Annotated in this window: 21 protein-coding genes and 1 tRNA gene; 13 read left to right on the top strand and 9 right to left on the bottom strand. The window is 62.2% G+C overall.

What is annotated here, in order from left to right:
• Positions 1 to 119: 119 nt before the first annotated feature.
• Positions 120 to 1,289: a M16 family metallopeptidase gene (locus ACR0IR_RS11595; RefSeq protein WP_480779114.1), complete on the top strand. Its 1,170-nt coding sequence runs from the start codon at positions 120 to 122 to the stop codon at positions 1,287 to 1,289.
• A gap of 1 nt (position 1,290) precedes the next feature.
• Positions 1,291 to 2,676, top strand: coding sequence for a peptidase M16 family protein (locus ACR0IR_RS11590; RefSeq protein ID WP_480779113.1), 1,386 nt, complete (start codon positions 1,291 to 1,293; stop codon positions 2,674 to 2,676).
• A gap of 586 nt (positions 2,677 to 3,262) precedes the next feature.
• Here the strand turns inward: ACR0IR_RS11590 and ACR0IR_RS11585 are convergent.
• Positions 3,263 to 3,339, bottom strand: a tRNA-Arg gene (locus ACR0IR_RS11585).
• Positions 3,340 to 3,453: 114 nt separating this feature from the next.
• Between ACR0IR_RS11585 and ACR0IR_RS11580 the strand changes: the two genes are divergently transcribed.
• A complete protein-coding gene (locus ACR0IR_RS11580) occupies positions 3,454 to 4,479 on the top strand; it encodes a LacI family DNA-binding transcriptional regulator (RefSeq protein WP_170342776.1) in 1,026 nt (341 codons plus the stop codon).
• The gene (locus ACR0IR_RS11575; RefSeq protein ID WP_170364016.1) at positions 4,454 to 5,698 is read left to right on the top strand and encodes a winged helix-turn-helix domain-containing protein; all 1,245 of its coding nucleotides are present in this window, start codon (positions 4,454 to 4,456) and stop codon (positions 5,696 to 5,698) included. Before ACR0IR_RS11580 ends, ACR0IR_RS11575 begins: the two co-directional genes overlap by 26 nt.
• 24 nt (positions 5,699 to 5,722) lie before the next feature.
• Here the strand turns inward: ACR0IR_RS11575 and ACR0IR_RS11570 are convergent, their stop codons facing one another.
• Complete coding sequence (locus tag ACR0IR_RS11570; protein WP_170364015.1) at positions 5,723 to 6,421, bottom strand: fumarylacetoacetate hydrolase family protein; 699 nt, start codon at positions 6,419 to 6,421, stop codon at positions 5,723 to 5,725.
• 776 nt (positions 6,422 to 7,197) lie between these two features.
• Between ACR0IR_RS11570 and ACR0IR_RS11565 the strand changes: the two genes are divergently transcribed.
• Together ACR0IR_RS11565 and ACR0IR_RS11560 are read left to right on the top strand one after the other, a co-directional pair.
• A complete protein-coding gene (locus tag ACR0IR_RS11565) occupies positions 7,198 to 8,631 on the top strand; it encodes a pyridoxal phosphate-dependent decarboxylase family protein (RefSeq protein WP_170364014.1) in 1,434 nt (477 codons plus the stop codon).
• The gene (locus ACR0IR_RS11560) at positions 8,631 to 9,398 is read left to right on the top strand and encodes an HpcH/HpaI aldolase family protein (RefSeq protein WP_170364013.1); all 768 of its coding nucleotides are present in this window, start codon (positions 8,631 to 8,633) and stop codon (positions 9,396 to 9,398) included. The genes ACR0IR_RS11565 and ACR0IR_RS11560 overlap by 1 nt, the downstream gene beginning before the upstream one ends.
• A 7-nt stretch (positions 9,399 to 9,405) precedes the next feature.
• Here the strand turns inward: ACR0IR_RS11560 and ACR0IR_RS11555 are convergent, their stop codons facing one another.
• Positions 9,406 to 10,548, bottom strand: coding sequence for a DUF3095 domain-containing protein (locus ACR0IR_RS11555; protein ID WP_170364012.1), 1,143 nt, complete (start codon positions 10,546 to 10,548; stop codon positions 9,406 to 9,408).
• A gap of 136 nt (positions 10,549 to 10,684) precedes the next feature.
• Here ACR0IR_RS11555 and ACR0IR_RS11550 point away from each other — a divergent pair, with 136 nt between their 5' ends.
• From ACR0IR_RS11550 to ACR0IR_RS11535, 4 genes are all read left to right on the top strand, one after another.
• Positions 10,685 to 11,857 carry an MFS transporter gene (locus tag ACR0IR_RS11550; protein WP_170364395.1) on the top strand — a complete coding sequence of 391 codons (1,173 nt, stop codon included), beginning with the start codon at positions 10,685 to 10,687 and terminating at the stop codon, positions 11,855 to 11,857.
• Positions 11,858 to 11,877: 20 nt separating this feature from the next.
• Complete coding sequence (locus tag ACR0IR_RS11545) at positions 11,878 to 12,909, top strand: glycosyltransferase family 4 protein (protein WP_170364011.1); 1,032 nt, start codon at positions 11,878 to 11,880, stop codon at positions 12,907 to 12,909.
• A 103-nt stretch (positions 12,910 to 13,012) separates the two neighbouring features.
• Positions 13,013 to 14,035, top strand: coding sequence for an aspartate-semialdehyde dehydrogenase (locus ACR0IR_RS11540; protein ID WP_170340798.1), 1,023 nt, complete (start codon positions 13,013 to 13,015; stop codon positions 14,033 to 14,035).
• 487 nt (positions 14,036 to 14,522) lie between these two features.
• Positions 14,523 to 14,945 (top strand): hypothetical protein, encoded by a 423-nt coding sequence (locus tag ACR0IR_RS11535; protein WP_170364010.1) that lies wholly within the window; start codon positions 14,523 to 14,525, stop codon positions 14,943 to 14,945.
• 52 nt (positions 14,946 to 14,997) lie between these two features.
• Here the strand turns inward: ACR0IR_RS11535 and ACR0IR_RS11530 are convergent, their stop codons facing one another.
• The 5 genes from ACR0IR_RS11530 to ACR0IR_RS11510 form a co-directional block, all read right to left on the bottom strand.
• Positions 14,998 to 16,917 (bottom strand): DUF3604 domain-containing protein, encoded by a 1,920-nt coding sequence (locus ACR0IR_RS11530; protein ID WP_170364009.1) that lies wholly within the window; start codon positions 16,915 to 16,917, stop codon positions 14,998 to 15,000.
• A 162-nt stretch (positions 16,918 to 17,079) separates the two neighbouring features.
• The gene (locus ACR0IR_RS11525; protein WP_254441565.1) at positions 17,080 to 17,430 is read right to left on the bottom strand and encodes an SGNH hydrolase domain-containing protein; all 351 of its coding nucleotides are present in this window, start codon (positions 17,428 to 17,430) and stop codon (positions 17,080 to 17,082) included.
• Between the two features lie 7 nt (positions 17,431 to 17,437).
• Positions 17,438 to 17,749, bottom strand: a complete 312-nt coding sequence (locus ACR0IR_RS11520; RefSeq protein ID WP_093963956.1) for a P-II family nitrogen regulator — start codon at positions 17,747 to 17,749, stop codon at positions 17,438 to 17,440.
• 4 nt (positions 17,750 to 17,753) lie between these two features.
• Positions 17,754 to 18,731: a sodium-dependent bicarbonate transport family permease gene (locus ACR0IR_RS11515; protein ID WP_170340783.1), complete on the bottom strand. Its 978-nt coding sequence runs from the start codon at positions 18,729 to 18,731 to the stop codon at positions 17,754 to 17,756.
• A gap of 61 nt (positions 18,732 to 18,792) precedes the next feature.
• The gene (locus ACR0IR_RS11510; protein WP_170364007.1) at positions 18,793 to 19,443 is read right to left on the bottom strand and encodes a carbonic anhydrase; all 651 of its coding nucleotides are present in this window, start codon (positions 19,441 to 19,443) and stop codon (positions 18,793 to 18,795) included.
• A 142-nt stretch (positions 19,444 to 19,585) separates the two neighbouring features.
• Between ACR0IR_RS11510 and ACR0IR_RS11505 the strand changes: the two genes are divergently transcribed.
• The 3 genes from ACR0IR_RS11505 to ACR0IR_RS11495 all read left to right on the top strand — a co-directional run bounded on the left by ACR0IR_RS11505 (position 19,586) and on the right by ACR0IR_RS11495 (position 22,153).
• Positions 19,586 to 19,975 (top strand): hypothetical protein, encoded by a 390-nt coding sequence (locus ACR0IR_RS11505; RefSeq protein ID WP_170340773.1) that lies wholly within the window; start codon positions 19,586 to 19,588, stop codon positions 19,973 to 19,975.
• Between the two features lie 61 nt (positions 19,976 to 20,036).
• A complete protein-coding gene (locus tag ACR0IR_RS11500) occupies positions 20,037 to 21,419 on the top strand; it encodes a leucyl aminopeptidase family protein (protein WP_170364006.1) in 1,383 nt (460 codons plus the stop codon).
• The gene (locus ACR0IR_RS11495) at positions 21,416 to 22,153 is read left to right on the top strand and encodes a C40 family peptidase (protein ID WP_170364005.1); all 738 of its coding nucleotides are present in this window, start codon (positions 21,416 to 21,418) and stop codon (positions 22,151 to 22,153) included. The genes ACR0IR_RS11500 and ACR0IR_RS11495 overlap by 4 nt, the downstream gene beginning before the upstream one ends.
• Here the strand turns inward: ACR0IR_RS11495 and ACR0IR_RS11490 are convergent.
• Positions 22,150 to 22,500 carry a DUF2794 domain-containing protein gene (locus tag ACR0IR_RS11490; RefSeq protein ID WP_170342743.1) on the bottom strand — a complete coding sequence of 117 codons (351 nt, stop codon included), beginning with the start codon at positions 22,498 to 22,500 and terminating at the stop codon, positions 22,150 to 22,152. The two genes, ACR0IR_RS11495 and ACR0IR_RS11490, sit on opposite strands and share 4 nt — an antisense overlap.
• Between the last annotated feature and the right edge of the window lie 41 nt (positions 22,501 to 22,541).

The raw sequence follows: 22,541 nt of genomic DNA, 5'->3' as shown, positions 1-22,541 counted from the left end.
TGCGCGCCGCCGTATTTTTCTTGTCGATCGTCTTTTTGGTTTTTTCCGGATCCGCTCAGGCTCAGAGCATCATTCCGCTTGCCCAGAAGGGCGGGCTGCACGCGGCATATGTGGTTCCAGTGGACACCTTCGACCGCGTGGATGTTCAGTTGATTGTTCTTTCGGGGTCGTATGACGACCCGGACCCGTCCGGCACAGCCCATCTGACCGAGCATCTCGCCGCGTTCTCGGCCGACGCCACCATTCTCAGAAAACCGCGTGAACGCGACATCTACGCCACCACGCACAATGTCGCGACCGTGTACACGAATTCCGGGCTGCCATCCGAGGCGGAGATGTTGTTGCGGCTTTCCCGGGCCGTTCTGGACACGCCATCCGTATCCAGGCAATTTGCAGAGAGCGAAGTCGCTATCGTCCAGCGGGAAACCTTGCTGCGTGAACGGCAATATCCGTTTCGCTGGCTCAGCCGAATGGCACTTCAAAACCTCTACGGTACTTTGCGCGGCCGGGCTGACAACACCGTCGAGGATCTGCCCAAGCTGAGCCTCGAGAAGGCCTATCAGTTTCACAAGGAACACTACGTGCCGTCCAACGTGACGTTGATCGTCTCCGGCAACATTGACCCAGCCCGGGCCGAAGAACTGGTGGCGCGGGTGTTTGGCGACACCGAACCATCTGTAGCTCCGAAAAAACCGTGGTTGAATCACAAGCCGGATCCCGAGAAACAGTCCGTCGTGCGCCTGCAGTCGGATCGGTTGCAACGCGACACCGTGCTGTTCGCAAAATTCGTGGAATTCGAAGACCGCTCCACGAGCATCGACATGCAAGGCGCGTTCTTCATCGCAAGCGGGATCCTGAACGAACGGATCGCCAAGGTCCTGCGCCACGAGGACACGCGGATACTCAACCATGGCGTCAACTGGTATTTTGCGAAGAATGCCGATGTTGAACTGGTGATCGACCTGCAACTCATGCCCGGCTTCAGCGTGGATGAAGCCAAGGATCTGCTGACCGAGACCTTGGCTGGCTTGCTGGACGAGCCGATCAGCAAATACGAAATTCATGAGCTCCGTCAAAAGGAGGTGGTCTGGTCCCAGAACATGGCCCGCCGTCCTTCGGCCTTTCTGTGGTTTCTGCAGAACGTCGCCGCGGACGGATTCCCGCCCATCAGCCCGTCGGTCTTTGCCGAAACACTGAGCAACACCACAGATCAGGAAGTTATCGATTTTGCGGAAAAAGTCTTGCAGCCCTCGGCGACATCTTTCGTTCTTGCAGAGAAAGCCGACTGACATGCGCGTTTTCAAGGGCCGGCTTCTCGCAGTTCTCTTTGCGGCGCTTACCTTGCTGCCGGGTGAGCGGGCACAGGCGGAACTGATTGCGACTGCAGGCGAAACGAAACTGGTCGAGCTCTCTTCGCTTGAGAACGGCACGTCCGCGCTGACCCTGGTTTGGACGATTGACCACCCGACGCTGGACCGCACTGCCGCCATGTCCGCCGCCATTGCGAGCGTGGTGACAGGTGGGACCTCGACCCGCTCATCCTACGAAGTCAGTTCGTTCCTGAAGCTGAAAGGTGTCGAACAGAAAATCGGCAGAAGCGGCAAGAACCTGACGCTCACCGTCTCGGCGCCAAGCGACGTCTTCCCGGAAGTCCTGGTGCACCTCGAGAACGTATTGCTCGAACCCCGATACACACCAAACTGGTACGCACGAGAGCTTGAGGCGTTTCGCCCAGTTATCTCGACCAGAACCAGACAGCCGTCGGACGTGTTGAACGAGATTACCAATTATGTGGAATTCGACCCTGCCGCCACGGACGAAGAAACCCTCGAGACCGACTTTCAGTTCGGGCGACCAGATCAGGTCGTCCTCAGGTCAAAGGACGAAGAGGTAATGCGCCGCAGCGTCAGATTGATCAATTCGCTGCCGGGCGCGCGGTTCCGGCTGGGGCGCGCCCTGAGCAAATGGGCCGAAGGGTGGACCGGCGCGAACGAGACGCCCTTTGCCCTGCCCAAAGGTATCGTGCATCTCGCCGACCCCGACGCATCCGAAATGTTGATCCTGTTTGCCAATGCAAAGACGTTTTCGAACGCACGGGACCAGCTTGGCTCGAACCTTCTTGTTGACTACATCGGCGCCAATCAAGGCTCGGAGATGTTTCGGGTTATCCGCCAGTCCAAGCGTGCATCCTACGATCCACGTTCGGACTTTGTGGTCGTGGGCAAGAACAAGGGCGTGATCGCGCTGAGCGCGACCGTCGAAGCCAGCGCATGGCCCGAGGTCCACGGCAAGATCATGGAAATCTATCAAGGCGTCCGCGACGGAGGCGTTGTCCCGGAAAGTCTGGAAATCCAGAAAGATCGGTTGGACCGCACCTACTATCACAGATTCTTCACAGACCCTGACTGGGGCGCGCGCCAGTTTCTGGACGAACATCCTGACGGCGTAGAAGGCGAAATCACCCTTCCACTGTTTGAGGCATTCCGGACAGTCTCGACCGAAGAGACGATTGAGAACGCCGATACGCTGTTGCCCCCGGTTGAGGAGTTCCTGGTGATCTTGATCGGAGGAGGTGTTTCCCCGTCGGCCGACATGCGGTCGGACGGGTACTGTGCCCTGCCCAAAGGCGCACCGATCAGGGATTGCCTTAACAAGCTGTCAAACGCGGAATACTGACTGTCCGCGGGCCATTGCTGCGGTGCTTCAAAGACCAGATGATCCCCGCGATACATCGTCTCGAGGGTACCGCGGGATTGACCCTTTGGGATTGTCTGTCGGTCACGTAAGCTTGGACTTGCCTGTCGCGCAGCAAGGAGAACGCAATGCGTGTTCTTGAAATACTACCTTTCGTTGGTCTGTGTTTGGTGTTGGTATCGCCACTTCCCGGAAGTGCGGCCCCAACGGCAGCAGAGTGCAATAGTGCGGGAGGAAAAACCGTCACGATCAAGGGAAAGACCGCTTGCGCTTTCGCGGGCGGAGCATGCCCAGAGGGGTGGCGCTCATACGATTCCTACCGAAAATGGCAGCCGAAAACCTGTGGTGGCGCGCAATGTACGGGGAAGACCAAGTGTACGACGAGCCGAGGCTGGTCCAAAACCGCACCAGAATGCAGATTTGAGAGAGGCAGAAACTCTCAGGGCGACTGCACCAAAAGAAGTGTATGCACGGCAAACAGGATCGCCAGGACTGCATGTACGAAGTAAGCGCGCCATCGCGATTGAGCGGTGAAACCGAACCCGAAATCCGACCAGCGCTGACTTGCTGGCGACCCCGGCAGGATTCGAACCTGCAACCTGCCCCTTAGGAGGGGGCTGCTCTATCCAGTTGAGCCACGGGGCCGCGCGGCGCCTTCTGTAGCTGGGTTTTTTCAGCTTGTCATGACCTTTGCACAACAGTTGAACAGATTGCCCTGTTCGCGCTAGCATCAGGGAAACAACAATGCAGGTATCCCCGGTGACAACAGAAACGAAACGCCCGCTTACCCTCCGTGATGTCTCAGAAGCGTCCGGTGTGTCGGAAATGACGGTCAGCCGGGTCCTGCGCAATCGGGGCGATGTGTCGGACGCGACCCGCACCCGGGTTCTGGCCGCCGCGAAAGAGCTGGGATACGTGCCCAACAAGATCGCTGGGGCACTGGCCTCAAGCCGGGTTAACCTGGTGGCTGTGATCATCCCGTCGCTGTCGAACATGGTCTTCCCCGAGGTGCTGACCGGCATCAACCAGGTGCTTGAGGATACCGAGCTGCAGCCCGTGGTCGGCGTCACCGACTATCTGCCGGAAAAAGAGGAAAAGGTCCTGTACGAGATGCTCTCGTGGCGTCCGTCGGGCGTGATCATCGCCGGGCTGGAACACACCGAGGCCGCGCGGGCCATGCTGGATTCGGCGGGCATTCCGGTGGTCGAGATCATGGATACGGACGGCAAGCCTGTGGACGCGATGGTGGGCATTTCGCATCGCCGGGCCGGGCGCGAGATGGCGCAGGCGATCCTGAAGGCCGGGTATCAGCATATCGGCTTCATGGGGACCAAGATGCCGCTGGACCACCGCGCGCGCAAACGGTTCGAGGGCTTCACCGAAGTTCTGGGCAAGCACGGGATCGAGATCGAGGACCGCGAGTTCTATTCCGGCGGTTCGGCCCTGGCCAAGGGGCGCGAGATGACCAAAGCCATGCTAGAACGCTCCCCGGAGTTGGATTTCCTGTATTATTCCAACGACATGATCGGCGCGGGCGGGCTGCTGTACCTGCTTGAGCAGGGCATCGACGTGCCCGGACAGATCGGCCTTGCGGGATTCAACAACGTCGAACTGCTGCAGGGTCTGCCGCGCAAGCTGGCCACCATGGACGCCTGCCGGCTTGAAATCGGTCGCAAGGCCGCGGAAATCATCGCCGCCCAACTGGCCGACCCGAATACCGAGATCGAAACACGCATAACCTTGACCCCCAAGATCAGCTATGGCGACACGCTCAAGCGGCGCTGAACGGGGCAAGCTGCAACAACTCGACAACCGAACCGCCCGTGCGTTGTTCATGGATCGCCATGCGCTGGCGGAACAGCCCGCAGGTCCGGCCAAAGGGCCCGATCTGCTGCATCTGATCCACCGGCTGGGTTTCGTGCAGCTCGACAGCATCAACACCGTGGCGCGCGCCCATGACATGATCCTGTTCTCGCGCCGCCCGTCCTATCGGCCGAACGACCTCAAACGCCTGTACGAGCGCGACCGCGGCCTGTTCGAACACTGGACCCACGACGCCGCCGTGATCCCGATGGCGTTCTATCCGCATTGGCACCTGCGCTTCCAGCGCGACGCCGAGATGCTGCGAGCTCGCTGGCGCAACTGGCGACGCGACGGGTTCGAGCAGCAGTTCGAAACCGTGCTGCGACACATCCGCGACCACGGCCCGGTGTGCTCGGCCGATGTGGGACAGGATGAGAAAAAGGGCTCGGGCGGCTGGTGGGACTGGCACCCCTCAAAAACGGCGCTGGAATACCTTTGGCGCTCGGGCGCGCTGACGGTGGTGGGGCGCCGAGGGTTTCAAAAGCAATACGACCTGACCGAGCGCGTGATCGATACCCATCTGTGCCCCGGCGTGATGGAGTGCGACCATCAGGCGACGGTGGACTGGCTGTGCAACGCGGCGCTCGACCGGCTGGGCTTTGCCACCTCGGGCGAACTGGCCGCCTTTTGGGACACTGTCACCGCTGCCGAGGCGAAAGAGTGGTGCAAACAGGCTCTGACACGGGGGGATGTGCAGGAAATCGAAGTGGAATGCGCTGATGATCGAATGCGCCGCGTGTTTGCGCGACCCGGCTTGGCGGACCAGGCTGCCGACCCTGCCCCCGCGCCGGGGCGTATCCGTGTGCTCAGCCCGTTCGACCCGATGCTGCGCGACCGCAACCGCGCCCAGCGCCTGTTCGGCTTCCACTATCGGATCGAGGTCTTCGTGCCCGAGGCCAAGCGGTCCTATGGCTACTACGTCTTTCCGCTGCTCGAAAAAGACCGTCTGATCGGACGGATCGACATGAAGGCCCATCGCGACGAAGGCACCTTGCGGGTCCGCGCCCTGTGGCCCGAGCGTGGGGTCAGATGGTCGGACGCCCGTACCCGGCGGCTCGAGGCCGAGTTGGACCGGGTGCGCCGTTTTGCCGGGCTGGATCGGGTCACTTTTGCCGCAGACTGGCTTCGCGCGCCGGTCTGAGTGGCTGAAAATCCTTTTTGGGGACTATTCCGCCGGCCCGAGGGCCAGGCGGATGGGGTCCAACCCGTCGATGCCGCCGGTCAGCTCGTCTCCGGCGACAACCGGGCCGACACCGGCGGGCGTTCCGGTCAGGATCAGGTCGCCGGGTCGCAGGTGATAGAACCGGGACAGGTGCATGACGATCTCGTCGATCTTCCAGATCAGTTCGGACAGGGTGGCGTCCTGCCGGACCTCACCGTTCACGCTCAGATGGATGCGGGTGTCATCGGCCGGCGCCCAATCGGCGGCGCGGGTCAACGGCGCGAAAACCGCGCCATTTTCCACATCCTTGCCCAGATCCCAAGGGCGCTGCTTGTTGCGCTCGCGGATCTGCAGGTCGCGCCGGGTCATGTCCAGAGCGCAGCAATAGCCGAACACGGCATCCCAAGCCTGCTGCGACGTCGCCTGAAACACCGGGCGACCGATGGCCAGGGCCAGTTCCATTTCGTGGTGATAATTCTCGGTGCCCGGCGGGTAAGGCACGGTCTGCCCGGTCAGAATGGCGTTCTGCGGGGACTTGGTGAAATAGAACGGCGCTTCACGGTCGACCTCATTTCCCATCTCGGCCGCATGGGCGGCATAGTTCCGACCCACGCAGAAGATGCGCCCCACCGGATAGGTTTTGGCCTCTCCAACCACTGGTATCTGCACCACGTCCGGCAGGGAAAACAGAGATTTGGCCATGTTGCATCCTTTCTTTCACATTGCCGCGCAGACTAAAGGAGACACACCGCCGTTCAACCCGGCAAACACGCCGATTATTGCCGGCCCGTCTGTACGTTTCGGCGCGAAGTTGCCAAGGCCGCGGACCCGGGCGCAAGCCAGTTTCATCCGCGCAGACTATCCGGCTTTAATCTAAGAAATCTTGGAACCGCCCTGTTTGAAAAACCGCACAGGCCGCGCATCATGAACGGACATATCGGGCAGATATTCGAAGGCAGCGCAACAGGCCCACGGGCCGCGTCACCTTTTTGCGACTTGGTTTCGCGGTCAGGTGCGCTAGATTTTCGCTCAGACGGTCGGCGCGCCCAGCCAACCAAGCGTGGTGCATCAGCGTGCCACCGTCACGAATACCAAGGAAATATTACGGTTTCGGAGAACCGCTGCTCTGGCCTCATCCCCCTGGGTGCTTGGGCTGCGCTGTCGGGGTGCAATTTGGGCACCTCACATTCTCCGATTCAGGGCCGGAGCCCTTCAACACAGGGATTCTTCGGCCCCGGGCCAGGCAAATAACTTCAGACACCGTCTGGCCACCCCGCCGGAGTCGACCCCTAGTTTCTCCGGCGGGGTTCTCCGATCCGCACAGTCGGTGCGATTTTCCTTATTAGAGCCCGAATTTGGACCGAACGGCCGCCACGGTCCCACCTCACAGCGCCATCGTCGTCCGGAATTTGATTGACCTGCCCGCCTGCATCGCCATCACTTGCCCGCGAAAGATGCGAAGGCGGAAGGCAAGGCAGATGAGATGGGATGAATTCTCGGAATGGGGCAAACGCATTTCCGAGTGGACGCAGCATTATCACCAAACCGTCGGCCAGCACCCGGTGCGCGCCCGGACCGAGCCCGGCGAGGTGCTGAACGCGCTTCCCGCGAAGGCGCCGGAGCAAGGCGAACCGATAGAAGGGATTTTTCAAGACTTCGAGCGGATCGTGATGCCCGGCATCACCCATTGGCAGCACCCGCGCTTCTTCGCCTATTTCAACTCGAACGCCTCGGCGCCGTCGGTGCTGGCCGAGTTTCTGGCCAGCGCGATCGCGCCGCAATGCATGCTGTGGCAGACCTCGCCCGCGGCGACCGAGATGGAAACCCGGATGATGGACTGGCTGCGGCAGGCGCTGGACCTGCCCGAAGGCTTTGCCGGTGTGATCCAGGATTCAGCCTCGTCGGCCACGCTGGCCGCCGTTCTGACCATGCGGGAAAAGGCGCTGAACTGGCAGGGCAACCGTCAGGGCCTGTTTGGGCAGACACCCTTGCGCGTCTATTGCTCGTCCGAGGTGCACACATCAATCGACCGCGCCATCTGGGTGGCCGGGATCGGGCAGGACAACCTAGTGCGCGTCCCGATCAAGGGTGATTGGCGCGGGATGGACCCCGCCGCGCTCGAGGCCGCGATCCGGGCCGATCTGGACGCCGGACTTCACCCCGCGGGGGTGATCATGTGCGTCGGCGGTACCGGGACCGGCGCGACCGATCCGGTGGATGAGTGTCTGAAAGTCGCGCAGAAATATGGGCTGTACACGCATGTGGATGCGGCCTGGGCCGGGTCGGCGATGATCTGCCCCGAATACCGCCACTATTGGCCGGGGATCGACCAGGCCGACAGCATCGTGTTCAACCCGCACAAATGGTTGGGGGTTCAGTTCGACTGCTGCGCGCATTTCCTGAAAAACCCCGACGATCTGGTGCAGACGTTGGCGATCAGCCCCGAATACCTCAAAACGCATGGCAAGGACGGGATTATCAACTACTCGGAATGGTCCGTGCCGCTGGGCCGCCGGTTCCGGGCGCTGAAACTGTGGTTCGTGATCCGCGCCTACGGGCTGGAAGGCTTGCGCGCGCGGCTGCGAAACCACGTCAACTGGTCCCACGACCTGCATGACCGGTTGGCGGCCGAGCCGGATTTCCGGATCGTCACCCCGCCCATGTGGTCCCTGTGGACCTTCCGATATGAGCCACCCGGCGCCGCGGATCTGGACGACCTGAACCTGCGGCTGGTCAACGCCATCAACGATGACGGGCGCATCTATCTGACCCAGACCCGAGTCGATGGCAACATCGTCATCCGCTTTCAGGCCGGCCAGTTCGAGACCACCGAGGAGGACGTCCGGATGGCCTTTGACGTGATCACCGAAATCGCCCGCACCTTGCCCACACCCCCGCAGGAGGACCGCTGATGCCCGCCCCCAAAAATCCGTTCAAAGAGGCTCTGATACAGGGCGAAATGCAGATCGGCTGCTGGATGAGCTTTGCTGAAGCCATCACCGCGGAAATCATGGGAACCGCCGGCTTTGACTGGCTGGTGATCGATGGCGAACATGCGCCGAATGACATCCGTTCGATCCGCGATCAGCTGATTGCGCTGGCCAACAGCCGCTCCCACGCGGTGGTGCGGCTGCCCATCGGCGAGACCTGGATGATCAAGACCGTGCTGGACGCCGGCGCCCAGACCATTCTGGTGCCGATGGTCGAAAGCGCGGATCAGGCGCGCGAGCTGGTTCGGGCCTGCCAGTACCCGCCCAAAGGTGTGCGGGGTGTCGGAGCCGCCGCAACACGGGCGACAATGTACGGCACGATCCCCGCTTACGTGGCCACGGCCGACCCCGAAATCTGTTTGCTGGTTCAGGTGGAAAACCTTGCGGGCATGGCCGCGCTGGACGACATCCTTCAGGTCGAGGGCGTGGATGGCGTTTTCATCGGCCCGGCCGACCTGTCCACCGACATGGGTTACAAAGGCGACAGCACGGTGCCAGAGGTCCGCACCGCCATCGCCGATGCTTTGAAGCGGATCCGGGCAGCGGGCAAGGCGCCCGGTATTCTGGGCACCAATGATGAAGCGGTTGAGGCGTATCGGGACATGGGCGCGCAGTTCCTGGCGGTCGGTATCGATGTCATGCTGCTGGCTCAGGCCGCCCGCGGGCTGGCCGCGAAATGGCGTCACTGAGGGCGGATCATCCCTGCATTGCGGCGGCGGCCTGCGCATAGCCGCCCGATGCACCATCGACGAAATGTACGTGATCGTCGCGCGTGGCGGCGGGCACGAAGCAGGTCATCATCGCCTCTTGCTGGGAATGGATGCCGTATCTGATTTTTCCGCGTCCGCGCGCATCCTCAAGGGTCCGGGCGATGCGCGACAGGGTCTCGTCGTCGCAATCCAGCGTCATCTTCAACCCGTCATCAAACTTGCGGTAATCCGCATTTCGGCTGACCATGTTCTTGTAGTGGCCCGGCTCGAACTCGCCCAGTCGCTTGCCCGATTTGAACAGCAGCCAGATCAGCAGGTTCTGCACAAGCAGCGCGGCCTTGCGCACGGTCAGATTGCGCCCAGCGCGCGAGACATGGGCATCCAGTGCAAGCCCCGGAGGTGGCCACTTGATCGGAGGGCCGCCGGCCGGCACGGGATGGCCCGCGCGCTCCAGAGCCTCGGAGGCGGACAGAACTGATTGCGCCAGATCAGCAAAGTCGCGTTCTGTCGCCTGCGCAGTGGGCTGGATGACAAGTGAAACGATCTGCCCATGCCGCGCAGGGCTGTTGGACCAGCGGCAGGACAGTCCCGTCAGGTCGGGCTGCGCGTCGGCCCCGGCGGGCGGAACCTTGTACCGGCCAGCTTTCATCTGCGCCTCGGCCCAGGCCAGTCCGCCACCCGTGAACATAGCGTAATCCACCCCCGAGGACGGCGAATAGCGCGCCACCCGCAAGTCGAGCCCCTCCGCGCGCAGGTCGGACACAGGAACTAAAGCCGCACGCAGCGCGATGCCGAACTCGGTTTCCGCCCAACTGCGCAGCGCAGCCAAGGTGTCGCGCGCCACGTCGGCATCCTCCTTCGGGATGGCAAATCCGGCGCCGTCGCCACCAAAAACATAGGGAAAAACCCGCCCGCTCAGCGCGTTGATCATGCCTGAGATCACCGCCGCGCCCACCATGTTCACCGTCTTGTAGCGTCCACGCGCGATTTCGCCGGTCGAGTCCACGATATCGGCGACGCCCACGATCCAGTCATCCGGGACCGGGGTGAATTGTTCCGGATCCGACAGGGCAAGAAAGTCGCGTGCAATGGGTACGCGGTCATAGAATCCGATATCGGCGGTCTTCATTGTCCCTCCCGTTTGCTTGCCGCAATGATAGCGTAGTGCGGGGGCGTTTCCCGATACTGCAACATATCACACGCGCTTGTGCATGGCATCGGGACGTGCCAAGCATCCCACCAAGGCGGACGGCAGGGAGACCGACATGCAGGCAGGTTTGGTGATCTTGTGTCTGGCCTATGTCCTCAGCCAGTTCTTCCGCGCGTTCCTTGCGGTTCTGACCGCCGATCTGGCGCGAGACATCGGCGCCACGCCCGAAGATCTGGCCTGGGCCTCGGGTCTGTGGTTTCTGGTCTTTGCGGCGATGCAGATCCCAGTGGGCTGGGCGTTGGACCGGGTTGGCCCGCGGCAGACGGCGGCGGTTCTGCTGCTGATCGGCGGCGCGGGTGGGGCCGCGGTGTTCGCGCTGGCCGCGACGCCCCTGCATGTGGCGGTGGCGATGGCGTTGATCGGGGTCGGGTGTTCGCCGGTTCTGATGGCCTCGTATTTCATCTTTGCCCGCGAATACCCGCCCGCGAAGTTCGCGACGCTGGCCGCGGTGATGCTGGGCGTGGGGTCGGTAGGCAACCTCGTCGCCTCGTACCCTACGGCGCTGGCGGTCGAGCTGATGGGCTGGCGCGCGACGCTGGCGGGGCTGGCGGCGATTTCGGGCGCCGTGGCCGTGGGCATCTGGGTGACGGTCAAAGACCCCGATCGGGTGGTGTCCGAGCAGAAAGGGTCGGTTCTGGACCTGCTGCGTGAGCCTGCTTTGTGGGCGATTTTGCCCTTGATGCTGGTGGCCTATGCGCCCTCGGCCGCTCTGCGGGGGCTGTGGGCCGGACCCTATCTGCTGGACGTGTTCGGACTGAGCGCCACCCAAATCGGGCAGGCCACGCTGGTCATGGGCGCCGCGATGATCGCGGGCACCTTTGCCTATGGCCCGCTGGACCGGCTGCTGAACACCCGCAAATGGGTGATCTTCGGCGGCAACGCGCTGGCGGTGCTGGCGCTGGGGCTGCTGGGGCTGTGGGCCGCCGAGGCCGTCTGGCTGTCGGTTCTACTGATGGCGCTGATCGGGTTTCTGGGGGCATCCTTCCCGGTGATCATGGCGCATGGGCGCGCCTTCATCCCGGCGCATCTGGTGGGGCGCGGCGTGACCCTGCTGAACCTGTTCGGGATCGGCGGCGTGGGGCTGGCGCAATTCGCCACCGGCCGCGTCCATGCGGCGACGGTGGACATGGGGCCAACCGCACCCTACACAGCGATATTCGCCTTCTTTGCCGTCACGCTGACGATCGGCTGCGTGATCTACCTGTTCAGCCGTGACAGCATGGAGTGAGACCCGCAGGAGCGCGCGCCGTGAACGACCCCGTTGTAATCGCCCCCAACCTGAAACGCCGCCTGTCCGGCGTGACCGCCACGATCGCGCGGCTGGTGCCGTTGCAGGCGCAGTGGATCGACATCGCCGCCACCGGCCCGGGCCTGCCTTCGGACATCCCGCACATCCCGTTGGCCCGCCTGCCCTTTCTGTCGCGCAAGACGCTGCGGGTCTGGCACGCCCGCCGCAACACCGAGATGCTGCTGGGCCTGATCCTGCGCGACCTTTTGCGGCTGCGGCTGAAACTGCTGTTCACCAGCGCCTCGCAGCGGGCGCATACGGGCTATACCAAGTGGCTGATCGGCAAGATGGACGCGGTGGTGGCCACCTCGCGCAAGACGGCCGGATACCTCGAGCGCGACGCGCAGGTGATCATGCACGGCATCAACCTGCAGGATTTCACGCCACCCGCCGACAAGGCGGGGCTGCGGACGCAAATGGGCCTGCCCGACGGGCTGCTGCTGGGCTGCTATGGCCGCATCCGCCACCAGAAAGGCACCGACGCCTTCGTCGATGCGATGATCGACCTGTGCGGGCAGGTCCCCGACGTACATGGCATCGTCATGGGCCGCGCGACCGAGAAACACAACGCTTTCCTGACCGAACTGAAGGACAAGGTGGCCCAAGCCGACCTTTCCGACCGCATCCTGTTCAAGCCCGAGGTCACCGTGGACAAGATCGCCCAATGGTACCAGGTGCTGGATCTGTTCATCGCCCCCCAACGCTGGGAGGGGTTCGGGCTGACGCCGCTGGAAGCGATGGCCTGCGGCGTGCCCGTGGTGGCCACCGATGTGGGCGCGTTTTCCGAGATCGTGACCGACCCGGCGCTGGGCCGGGTGGTGCCGCCCGGCGACATTCCGGCGCTGGCCGCAGCCGCGTCCGAGATGCTGGCGGACCGTGATTCCCTGGCCCGCGCAGGCCGGGCCGCCCGCGCCCATGTGGAACGGAATTTCGACATCAACGGCGAGGCGCAGGCACTCGTTGCGCTCTATCAGCAGCTGCTGAAGGCCTGAGTCGCCGCAAAACTGCGTCATTCGGTCAATTCCGCCGCGAAGGCCCTTTTTTATTTTCTGCAACGCGGCTATGAACGCGCGTCCTTAATTCAGGAGACTAGACATGGGCTATCGCGTCGTTGTCGTCGGCGCCACGGGTAACGTGGGCCGCGAAATGCTGAACATCCTGGCTGAACGCCAGTTCCCCGTGGACGAAATTGCCGTTCTGGCAAGCCGTCGTTCGCTGGGCACCGAAGTCAGCTTTGGCGACAAGACACTCAAGACCCAGGATCTGGACACTTTCGATTTCACCGGCTGGGACATGGCGCTGTTCGCAGTGGGGTCCGCCGCGACCAAGGATTACGCCCCCAAAGCGGCAGCGGCCGGCTGCGTGGTGATCGACAACTCGTCGCTCTATCGCTACGACCCCGAGATCCCGCTGATCGTGCCCGAGTGCAACCCGCAGGCGATCCACGACTACAAGAACAAAAACATCATCGCCAACCCCAACTGCTCGACCGCGCAGATGGTAGTGGCGCTGAAGCCGCTGCATGACCGCGCCAAGATCAAGCGCGTCGTGGTCTCGACCTATCAGTCGGTGTCGGGCGCCGGCAAAGAGGGTATGGATGAGCTTTGGGATCAGACCAAGGCCGTCTACAACCCGATCAACGAGGTTGCGCCGAAGAAATTCCAGAAGCAGATCGCCTTCAACGTCATTCCGCATATCGACGTCTTCATGGAGGACGGATCGACCAAGGAAGAGTGGAAGATGGTCGTCGAGACCAAGAAGATCGTCGACCCGTCGATCAAGGTCACCGCGACCTGTGTGCGGGTGCCGGTTTTTGTCGGACATTCGGAATCGGTGAACATCGAGTTCGAGGAATTCCTGGACGAGGACGAGGCCCGCGACATCCTGCGCGAAGCTCCGGGCGTGATGGTGATCGACAAGCGCGAGGCCGGTGGCTATGTCACGCCGGTTGAATGCGTCGGCGATTTCGCCACCTTCATCAGCCGGATCCGTCAGGACTCGACCGTGGAAAACGGCCTGAACCTGTGGTGTGTCTCGGACAACCTGCGCAAAGGCGCGGCCCTGAATGCAGTGCAAATCGCCGAGCTGCTGGGCCGCGAGGTCCTGAAGAAGGGCTGATAGCCGGACCAGACTGAAGCCTTAAAACCCCGCGGCATGGGCTGCGGGGTTTTTTCATTTTCGGCAATGCGAGAAGGAAGGCGCGCCAGGCATCACCACAGTTTCTGCCCAAGCAAAAGTAAATTCGCCAGGTGAATAGCTATTATTCACATAATCAATTTTTCATATTTCACAGCTGCTGGTATTTTTCCGCCCATTGAAGGTGCCTTCGTTTCAATCTCAGCCGAGGGGGAACGAGCCATGATTGACCAAACAGAACCTGACCTGTCGCAGGAACCGGGGTTCGACACCGCGCGATCCCACGTGCTCTGGAACCGCTGACTAGGCCGATGTTTTTCTGACCTTTAGTGCTCGACGCCGCACTGCCAGACAGTTCGGGCTAGGTTGGGCAGCATGGTTCGGATGCCCGCGTCAGAACACGCCTTTTTTCGGCAAACCCAGCTTTCAACGCCCCGTGCGGCTCATCGAATATTCAAAGGAGACCGTTATGACCAGATTGCCCATCTTTTTTCTGACCACCGCAGCAATATTTGCCGTTTTGGGCATGTTATGGGGTATCCAGATGTCCGCCAGCCATGATCACACGCTGTCTCCGGCACATGGCCACCTGAACCTGATCGGGTTCGTTGCGCTGGCAGTGTTCGGATTCTACTACGCTCTGACCCCCGAGGCGGCGCGCAGCGGTCTGGCGAAACTCCACTATGGGCTGTCCGTGGCAACGGTGCTGGTGCTCGTTCCCGGAATCGTGCTGGCAATCACCGAAAGGGGCGAAACCTTTGCCCAGATCGGATCGCTTCTGGCTGTTCTGACCATGGTCCTGTTCGTGTTCATCCTGCTGCGTCACGGTTTCGGAGCGACAGACGCGGACAACCGCAGGCCGGTGGCCGGCAACCCCAACCCAGCCGAATGAACAAGACCGCCCCGCCTGCGCGAGGCGGGGCTTCGCTTCACGGAACGACCGTTTATCCCGGGGTGTACCAGATCGGCGACGTATAGGCCCGTTCGGTCGTGATCATCGGAACATATTCCGGCATCTCGATCCCGAACCGTTTGGCCTCGTAGGCGGTCCAGCGGGGGGTCGGGATCTCGATCACACGGGCATAGTAGAACGCAGACAGGTTGGGGTCGAAATCCGGATCCTGCCACGTGGTGATCAACTCACTTGCCCCAATCGTGTTGGTCCAGGTGGCGTTTTCGACATCGACGGTGTTGCCGACTTCGGGCAGCTTGCCGTCCTCGTCCAGCTGGCGATCGCCGGCCCAGACGACGTTGTAAACTTTCTCCTGCAAGGCCCCGTCAGCATCGACCCAGCCCTTGACGATCTGGATGCGATCCAGGTTGCCAGAAATCGGGTCCTTCAATGCAAAAACAAGGAAGTTCGGAGCCCGCCCATCGGGAGACGCCTGCAGGTTGCCCCCCATCGGTACGCCTTTTTTGTAGCCGGCATCCGCAGGAACACGGCTTGCCGCATCCTCATCGGTGAAGTCATAGCCGCCGAAAAACCGAACCCCCATACGCGACCCCGTGGTCGCGTAGGTCTCCCTGCGCTGCATCGCGTCAAAGATCGCCTCGCGGGTGTTTTCCGTCGCCCAGACCGCACCCAGTCCACCAGCGGCCTGTTTCCAGCCATAGATCGACAGCTCTGGATCGGGTGCTTCGATTACCAGGTGTTCCCAACGGTTCGGCCCGGGCTCGACACCGGAATGTTTGCCGAAAAAGTTGTCTTCCTGGGCCGTTGCCATACCGGTATGCGAATCCGTCGCGCCGACCATCCCGAACTTGAACGGGTTCACACCCAGCTCCTGTTCGATCTTGAGCCCGCGCTTCAACGCCTCGCGCGCGTATTCACCGGCCAGCATCTCGGGTTGCTTCAACTCGGTTCCGTTCAGATTGGCCGCGTCCCATGTGTCGAAATCTGCGAACTCGTCATCGGGGCTGAGGAACGGATGCGCCTCACCGTCGCCCTTGATCTGCGTCGGTTCGTACAGCGGCTCGAACCGGGCGCGCAGGCTTGCGATCTCCTGGGTCAGTGCGGATCCATCATAGGCGTTCAGAGAGAACATCCGCCCGTTCGACAGGTTGCCGTTATGCGCGATGGCCAGGACCTCGCCACCTGTCCGTTCCTCGTATTCGGCCAGAAAGGCCCACAGGTCTTCGGGGTTCTTGCTGTCATATTGCGAGAACGGGCGGGTCTGGTTGGCCCGGTCGCGCCCATCGCGGAACAACACGTTCCGGTGCAGGTTGTTGGCGCCCTCGGTGGTGTATTCATAGCCGATGATGGCTGAAAAGACTCCCGGCTCGTTGAAGCTGTCGGCAAGGGCCGTGTACGCCTCCCACGCATGCTTGATGGCCTTCGGGTTGTCGATGGGCGGGACGTCATCCGACAACGAGGCGACGATCTCCATTGCAGTGTCAAACGCAAGCTGGCTGTCACCCGCCGTCAGCGCCTCGTACCAGGCCTTGCCCTGGGGTGTCGCCAGAACCTCGGCGTCTCCGGCCAGCAGTTGCGGCATCAGCCCGTACATCTCGGCATGGTCCGAGACGACCAGCCAATCGAGCGGACGGGAGAGCTTGGCCCGAAGGCCGTGGGTTGTCGTGACCTCTTCGCCGCGGGCAAAGCGAAACGCCTGTTCCTGGGTCAGCCGGGTCATCGTGCCGGCGTCAACCGAAACCGAAGTATGCAGATGCGAGTCTCCCCACAGCGGCCGTTGGGGAAAATTCCGCCCCGCATAGGGAGAGAAATCATCAGGCGCCAATACGACGTCCGTGCTGTCCTGCTCGGTCTGGAACTCCTGCGCGGACACGGATGTGGCGGTCAGCGCGGCCAGACAGGCCAACGTCCAAAAGGGACGTTGTGAAACGATTGCGAAAGACTTGGTCATGAAATCCCTCCCAGGTGTGTCATTTCCATTCGGTTGGTTCCGGAAATGACGGCAGTCTATCACGAATTTGGATATACGAATAAAATTTACTATCGACACAACCCGGACCTCGCGCTGCAGTGGTTCAGCGCGCAGGCGGCAGACCAATGCAGGGCTGAGGAATCACTCTCCGTTCGAGTCTCTCTGGACCAGGTCGGCGTTCTGTTGAAACTGGCTGCAGGTACGGTCATTCGCAGGGACCGCCGCTGCGCCAGAGCCGGCTGGCCCACTAGGTTCGTCCCCGAACAGGAACCATCCACCGGTGCGGCACCCAAGTTCGCGCGAACCTTCTTTCGAGAGATGGCGACCATCTCGATAGTATGCCGTCGAGCCGTCGCTGGCGCGGCACATGCCGTCAGCATCGCAAAGTATCCGATCCAGCCAGACGACCTTGTGGCGGCCCTCGAGCTGGTGCAGCATCTCACCCACCTCAAGAAGCTCCGGCTGTATGTCGGCGAACGGATAGTCGCACAGATCCGGGTCAGAAGCGCTCGGCCCGCAGAACCTGGCAATCGGTGACGCTTACAACCCCGATATGGCGATCAAGTACGGGAAGGATCGCGCTCAGCAGCCCGTCCAAGCGGTCGGGGCGAATGATGCAGATGACCTGAACCATCCCGCTGGCGCGGCTGACCTGGCCAGAACGGCTCCATTCACCCGATCGTCCCGATCCGCCGAGCACCGGCAGGATCGTGAACCCGGTCACACCTTGATCGACCAGAGCATCCGTCAGACGGGATTTCACGATGGCTTCGATGGTGATCTCGACCCGTTTGGCATCATGTGTCTGCATCGTCTTATCCTCCGGTAACGGCCCGGGCGACCGAGACGTAGATCGGCAGGCCCAGCGCCAGGTTGAATGGGAACGTGACGCCCAAAGACAGGGTCAGATAGATGGACGGGTTCGCCTCGGGCACGGCCACGCGCATCGCCGCCGGAACCGCGATGTACGAGGCGGAGGCGCCCAACACCATCAGCAACACCGCTCCGCCGGTGGACAGACCCAACAGGAGCGCGGCCACCAACCCGGCACCGGCCCCGATCAGGGGCATCAGCACGCCAAAGCCAAGCAGACCCATCGTGATCAGCCCACGCCCGGCACGCAATCCGCGCCCGGCGACGATACCCATGTCCAGCAGGAACAGGCACAGAACCCCCTTGAACGGTGCGACCACGAAGCTGCTGATTTCGGCCAGACCGTCCTCGCCCGTGATCCAGCCGATTGCAAACGACCCGACCAGCAGAACGATCGAACCATTGAGGGCAATCTCGCGCCAGAGATCCGAGTCCATCCGGCGGGCTCCGCCGCCGCGGGAGATCAGCCACAGAGCGGACAGGATCGCCGGCGCTTCCATCGCCGCCGCAACAGCCACCATGTAGCCCTCGTACATCAGGCCCTGACTTTCCAGCACCGACGTACCGGCCACGAATGTGACGATCGAGATTGAGCCGTAATGCGCTGCAACCGCGCCGGCGTTGACATGGTCCAGGTTGGTCAGCACACGCAAAAGTCCAAACGCCACAAGCGGCAGCAGTGCGGACAGAATGACACCTGCAATGAGGGATAAGCCAAGCGTGGCGTCGATCCCGTGTGCGGCAACACTGACGCCACCCTTGAAGCCGATCGCAAACAGCAGATAGATCGACATCGCCTTGGCGATGGCCTCGGGAATGGTCAGGTCCGATCGGGCCAATGCCGCTGACAGACCAAGCACAAAACTGAGAATGATCGGCGAGACCAGATTGTCGGCCGCCAGAGACAACAGGTTTTCCATACAGTCACCGCACCCTAATTGAACTAGCGTTCAATTAGGGTGCGTTTCTCCGATTTAAAGACTAAACCGGCAGGAATTTTTTTCCTGACGGGTCATAATACTCCAGACCACCTTCGCCGATATCGGTCCACAAGCCGTGCAGCGATATCGAGCCGTTCTGTACGGCCTCGGCCACGAACGGGAAGGTCATTAGGTTTTCGAGCGACGCGACAACCGCCTGACGCTCGAACTGGCGCGCCTGTTCCGCGGGATCTTCGACATCGGAGACCAGATCGAATTTCGGTTTGAGGATGTCCATCCAGCGTCCGACAAAACTCTCTTTGGCTTCCAGTTGCGGCGCATCGCCCTTGCACATGTCGATACAGCCCTGCACCCCGCCGCATTGCGAATGTCCTAGCACGATCAGATGCGCCACTTTCAATGCCGTCACCGCATATTCGATGGTTGCGCTGGTACCGTGGCGCTCGCCATCCGGTTCGTAGGGCGGCACCAGGTTGGCAATATTGCGGTGGATAAAAAACTCGCCCTGGTCGGCCCCGAAAATCGAGGTGACATGGACCCGGCTGTCACAGCAGGAAATCACCATCGCACGCGGACGCTGCCCCTCGGTCGCCAGCCGGCGGTACCAGGCCTGGTTCTCGGAATAGGACGTGGCTTTCCAACCGTGGTACCGTTTGACCAGATAGCTCGGCAGAGGTTTGGCGTGGTGCATCGCGTTTTCCCAAATTTGCGGTTCGACCGCCGATCTAACGCAAGTTCGAGCAAAATTCGAGACATTATCCCGATTGGCCGAAAGGAATTGCAAAGGTCTTTTGTGACAGGTTCGCAGATGCCGTGGGGGCAGAAAGATTGGGGTGAATGAGGTGGACAAGATCGTCACGCTTGAACAGAAGGAGTCCGTGCGCCTGGATCCGGACCGGTTGAACGGGCTGTATCGGCAATTGGGTGACACGAACGCGGTCGACGTTCTGTGCCGAACGGTCGAGGAACTGGCAGTACGCCTGTCGAATTGTGAACGGCTCTGGCGTCAACGCGACTGGGCGGGGCTGCGCAAATGCGCCAAGTCTCTGGTCGCAATATCCGAACAGGTCGGCATGACGGCGCTGGCCCGGGTCGCCGGCGACGTGGCCCGGACGGTAGATGCCGGCGATGCAGTGGCGACCGGAGCCACGCTCAGCCGACTGATCCGGGTGGGCGAGCGGTCGCTGACCGCCGTCTGGGATCAACAGGATCTTTCGATATGACGGGTTGCGGGCGAACAACAGGCGGCTAGTGTAGGCGGCACCAGAACAGTCCGAGGCGCCCATGTCCCTGTCTTTTGCACCTTCCGATGCTCCTGCCATTGATCTGCATGTTCTTGCGCAGGACGGACTCGAGCCATGGCTGAAGTCTCAGCCCGATCAGACACAGGCCTGGGTGGCCGCAAACGGATTCACCGGCGCAATCGGGCAGGTTCTGCTGGTTCCCGGACCGACGGGCGCGCCGCAATTCGCGCTGGCAGGCTATGGAACCGACACCCGACGCGCTCGGGTACGCTTTCCGCTTGCCGCCGCCGCCGAGGTTCTGCCCGACGGCACTTACCGGATTGCGTCCGGTTTGCCGGCTGACAGAGCCGAAATCGAAGCCCTGGGCTGGTTGCTGACCGGGTACAGTTTCGACCGATATGCCGAACAGTCCGGCGCGAAGGCCCGATTGGTCGCGCCTGACGGTGTGAATGCTCCGCGGGTTGAGATCATGGCCAATGCCGAAGCACTCACCCGTGACCTGGTCAACACTCCAACGGCCGACATGGGACCTCAGGCCCTGCAAGACGCCGTTGAAACGCTGGCGCAGGAGTACGGGGCTCGTTGTGCCGTCACCATTGGCGACACCTTGTTGGAACAGAACTTTCCCATGATCCACGCGGTAGGTCGGGCCGCTGAACAGGCTCCGCGCCTGATCGAGATGACCTGGGGCACAAGCGGTCCGAAGCTGACCTTGGTCGGCAAGGGCGTCTGCTTTGACACCGGCGGACTGAACCTGAAGCCGGGTGCCTCGATGGGGTTGATGAAAAAGGACATGGGCGGCGCGGCGAACGTGCTGGGACTGGCGCGCATGATCATGGCGCTGGATCTGCCGCTGCAGTTGCGCGTGCTGATCCCGGCGGTGGAAAACGCGGTGGCGGGCAACGCGTTCCGGCCGGGCGACATCCTGACCTCACGCAAGGGCCTGACGGTCGAGATCAACAACACCGATGCCGAGGGGCGGCTGGTTCTGGCCGACGCGCTGGCGCTGGCGGATGAGGGCGCGCCGGATCTGGTGGTCTCGATGGCGACGCTGACCGGCGCGGCGCGGGTGGCGGTGGGGGCGGATCTGGCCCCGTTCTACACCGATGACGATGCCGCCGCGCAGGCCCTGGCGCAGGCCGCTGTTCAGGCGGCTGACCCGGTCTGGCGGATGCCGTTCCACACGCCCTATGAGACGCTGATCGAGCCGGGCATCGCCGATCTCGACAACGCGCCGGCGGGCGGGTTCGCGGGGTCGATCACCGCGGCGTTGTTCCTGCGGCGGTTCGTGAAAAACAGCCGGTACATGCATTTCGACATCTACTCTTGGCAAAAGGCCAAAGAGCCCGGCCGCAGCAAGGGCGGGTTGGGGCAAGGGCCGCGCGCACTGCTGGCCGCCCTGCCCGGGATGTTGGGCCTGTGAACCGCGCGCGCGTCATCCGCTCCGTCGTGGACCTGTTGCGCAGTCCGAAGGGCCCGCGCGACCGTCAGCTGCTGTATGGCGACGGCCTTGACGTCACCGAACAGTCTGGCGGCTGGTGCCGGGTGGTTTCCGACAAGGATGGGTATCAAGGCTGGCTGCGCGCGGACCAGTTGGGCCCTGACGCCCCGGCCACGCATTGGATCTGGGCCCCGGCGACCCATGCCTATGCGCAACCCGACATCAAAAGCCCCGACCGGGTCAGCCTGAGCTTTGGCAGCCGGATCGTGGTGCTGTCGCAGCAGGACCGCTTTGTCGAGACCGAGCTTGGGTTCATCCCCGCAGTGCATGTCAAACCGGTCGGAACCCTGCTGAACGACCCGGTCGCGGTGGCCGAACTGTTTCTGTGCACACCCTATCTTTGGGGTGGAAACAGCCGGTGGGGGCTGGATTGTTCAGGCCTGATTCAGGCCGGGCTGCTGGCCTGCGGCGTGGCCTGCCCCGGCGACAGCAGCGACCAGGAACGAGAGCTTGGCACGGCACTGCCCGAAGGCACCCCGGCGCAGCGCGGCGATCTGTTGTTCTGGAAGGGCCATGTGGCCTGGGTGTCCGGCGACAACATGCTGCTGCATGCCAATGCCCATCACATGGCGGTGGTCTTCGAACCGATGGATCAGGCCATTGCCCGGATCGAGACCCAGGGTGACGGGCCGGTCACGGCGCACAAACGGCTCTAATCCGGGTCGACCGAGCGGATCAGCTTGCGTTCCAGCACCCGCAGAACGGCGCGCAGGTCGTGCCCGCGTTTCAGGATGCGCCCGTCCATGCCCATCACTGAATACATCCCCTGCTTTGAACGCAGCCGGGGGTGTTTTTCAACACGATAGATCGGGTGCTCGGCGGTACGCCGGAAGATCGAGAATATGGCAACGTCGCGCAGATTTGATATTCCGTAGTCACGCCATTCTCCGGCGGCGACCATCCGTCCATAGACGGAGAGAATCTGTGACATCTCTTGCCGATTGAAGGCCACCGGCATCTGGACCGGACTTGCAGGGTTCCGGCTGGGAGGCTGCATGTTCATGACTTAAGCCTTGCCGGAAAATGCGATCAGATCAAGCCTGT

It is taken from the genome of Ruegeria sp. CF2 (assembly GCF_056537385.1).
Note: the sequence above shows the minus strand (reverse complement) of the source record. Positions and strands in the feature narration are given on the sequence as shown.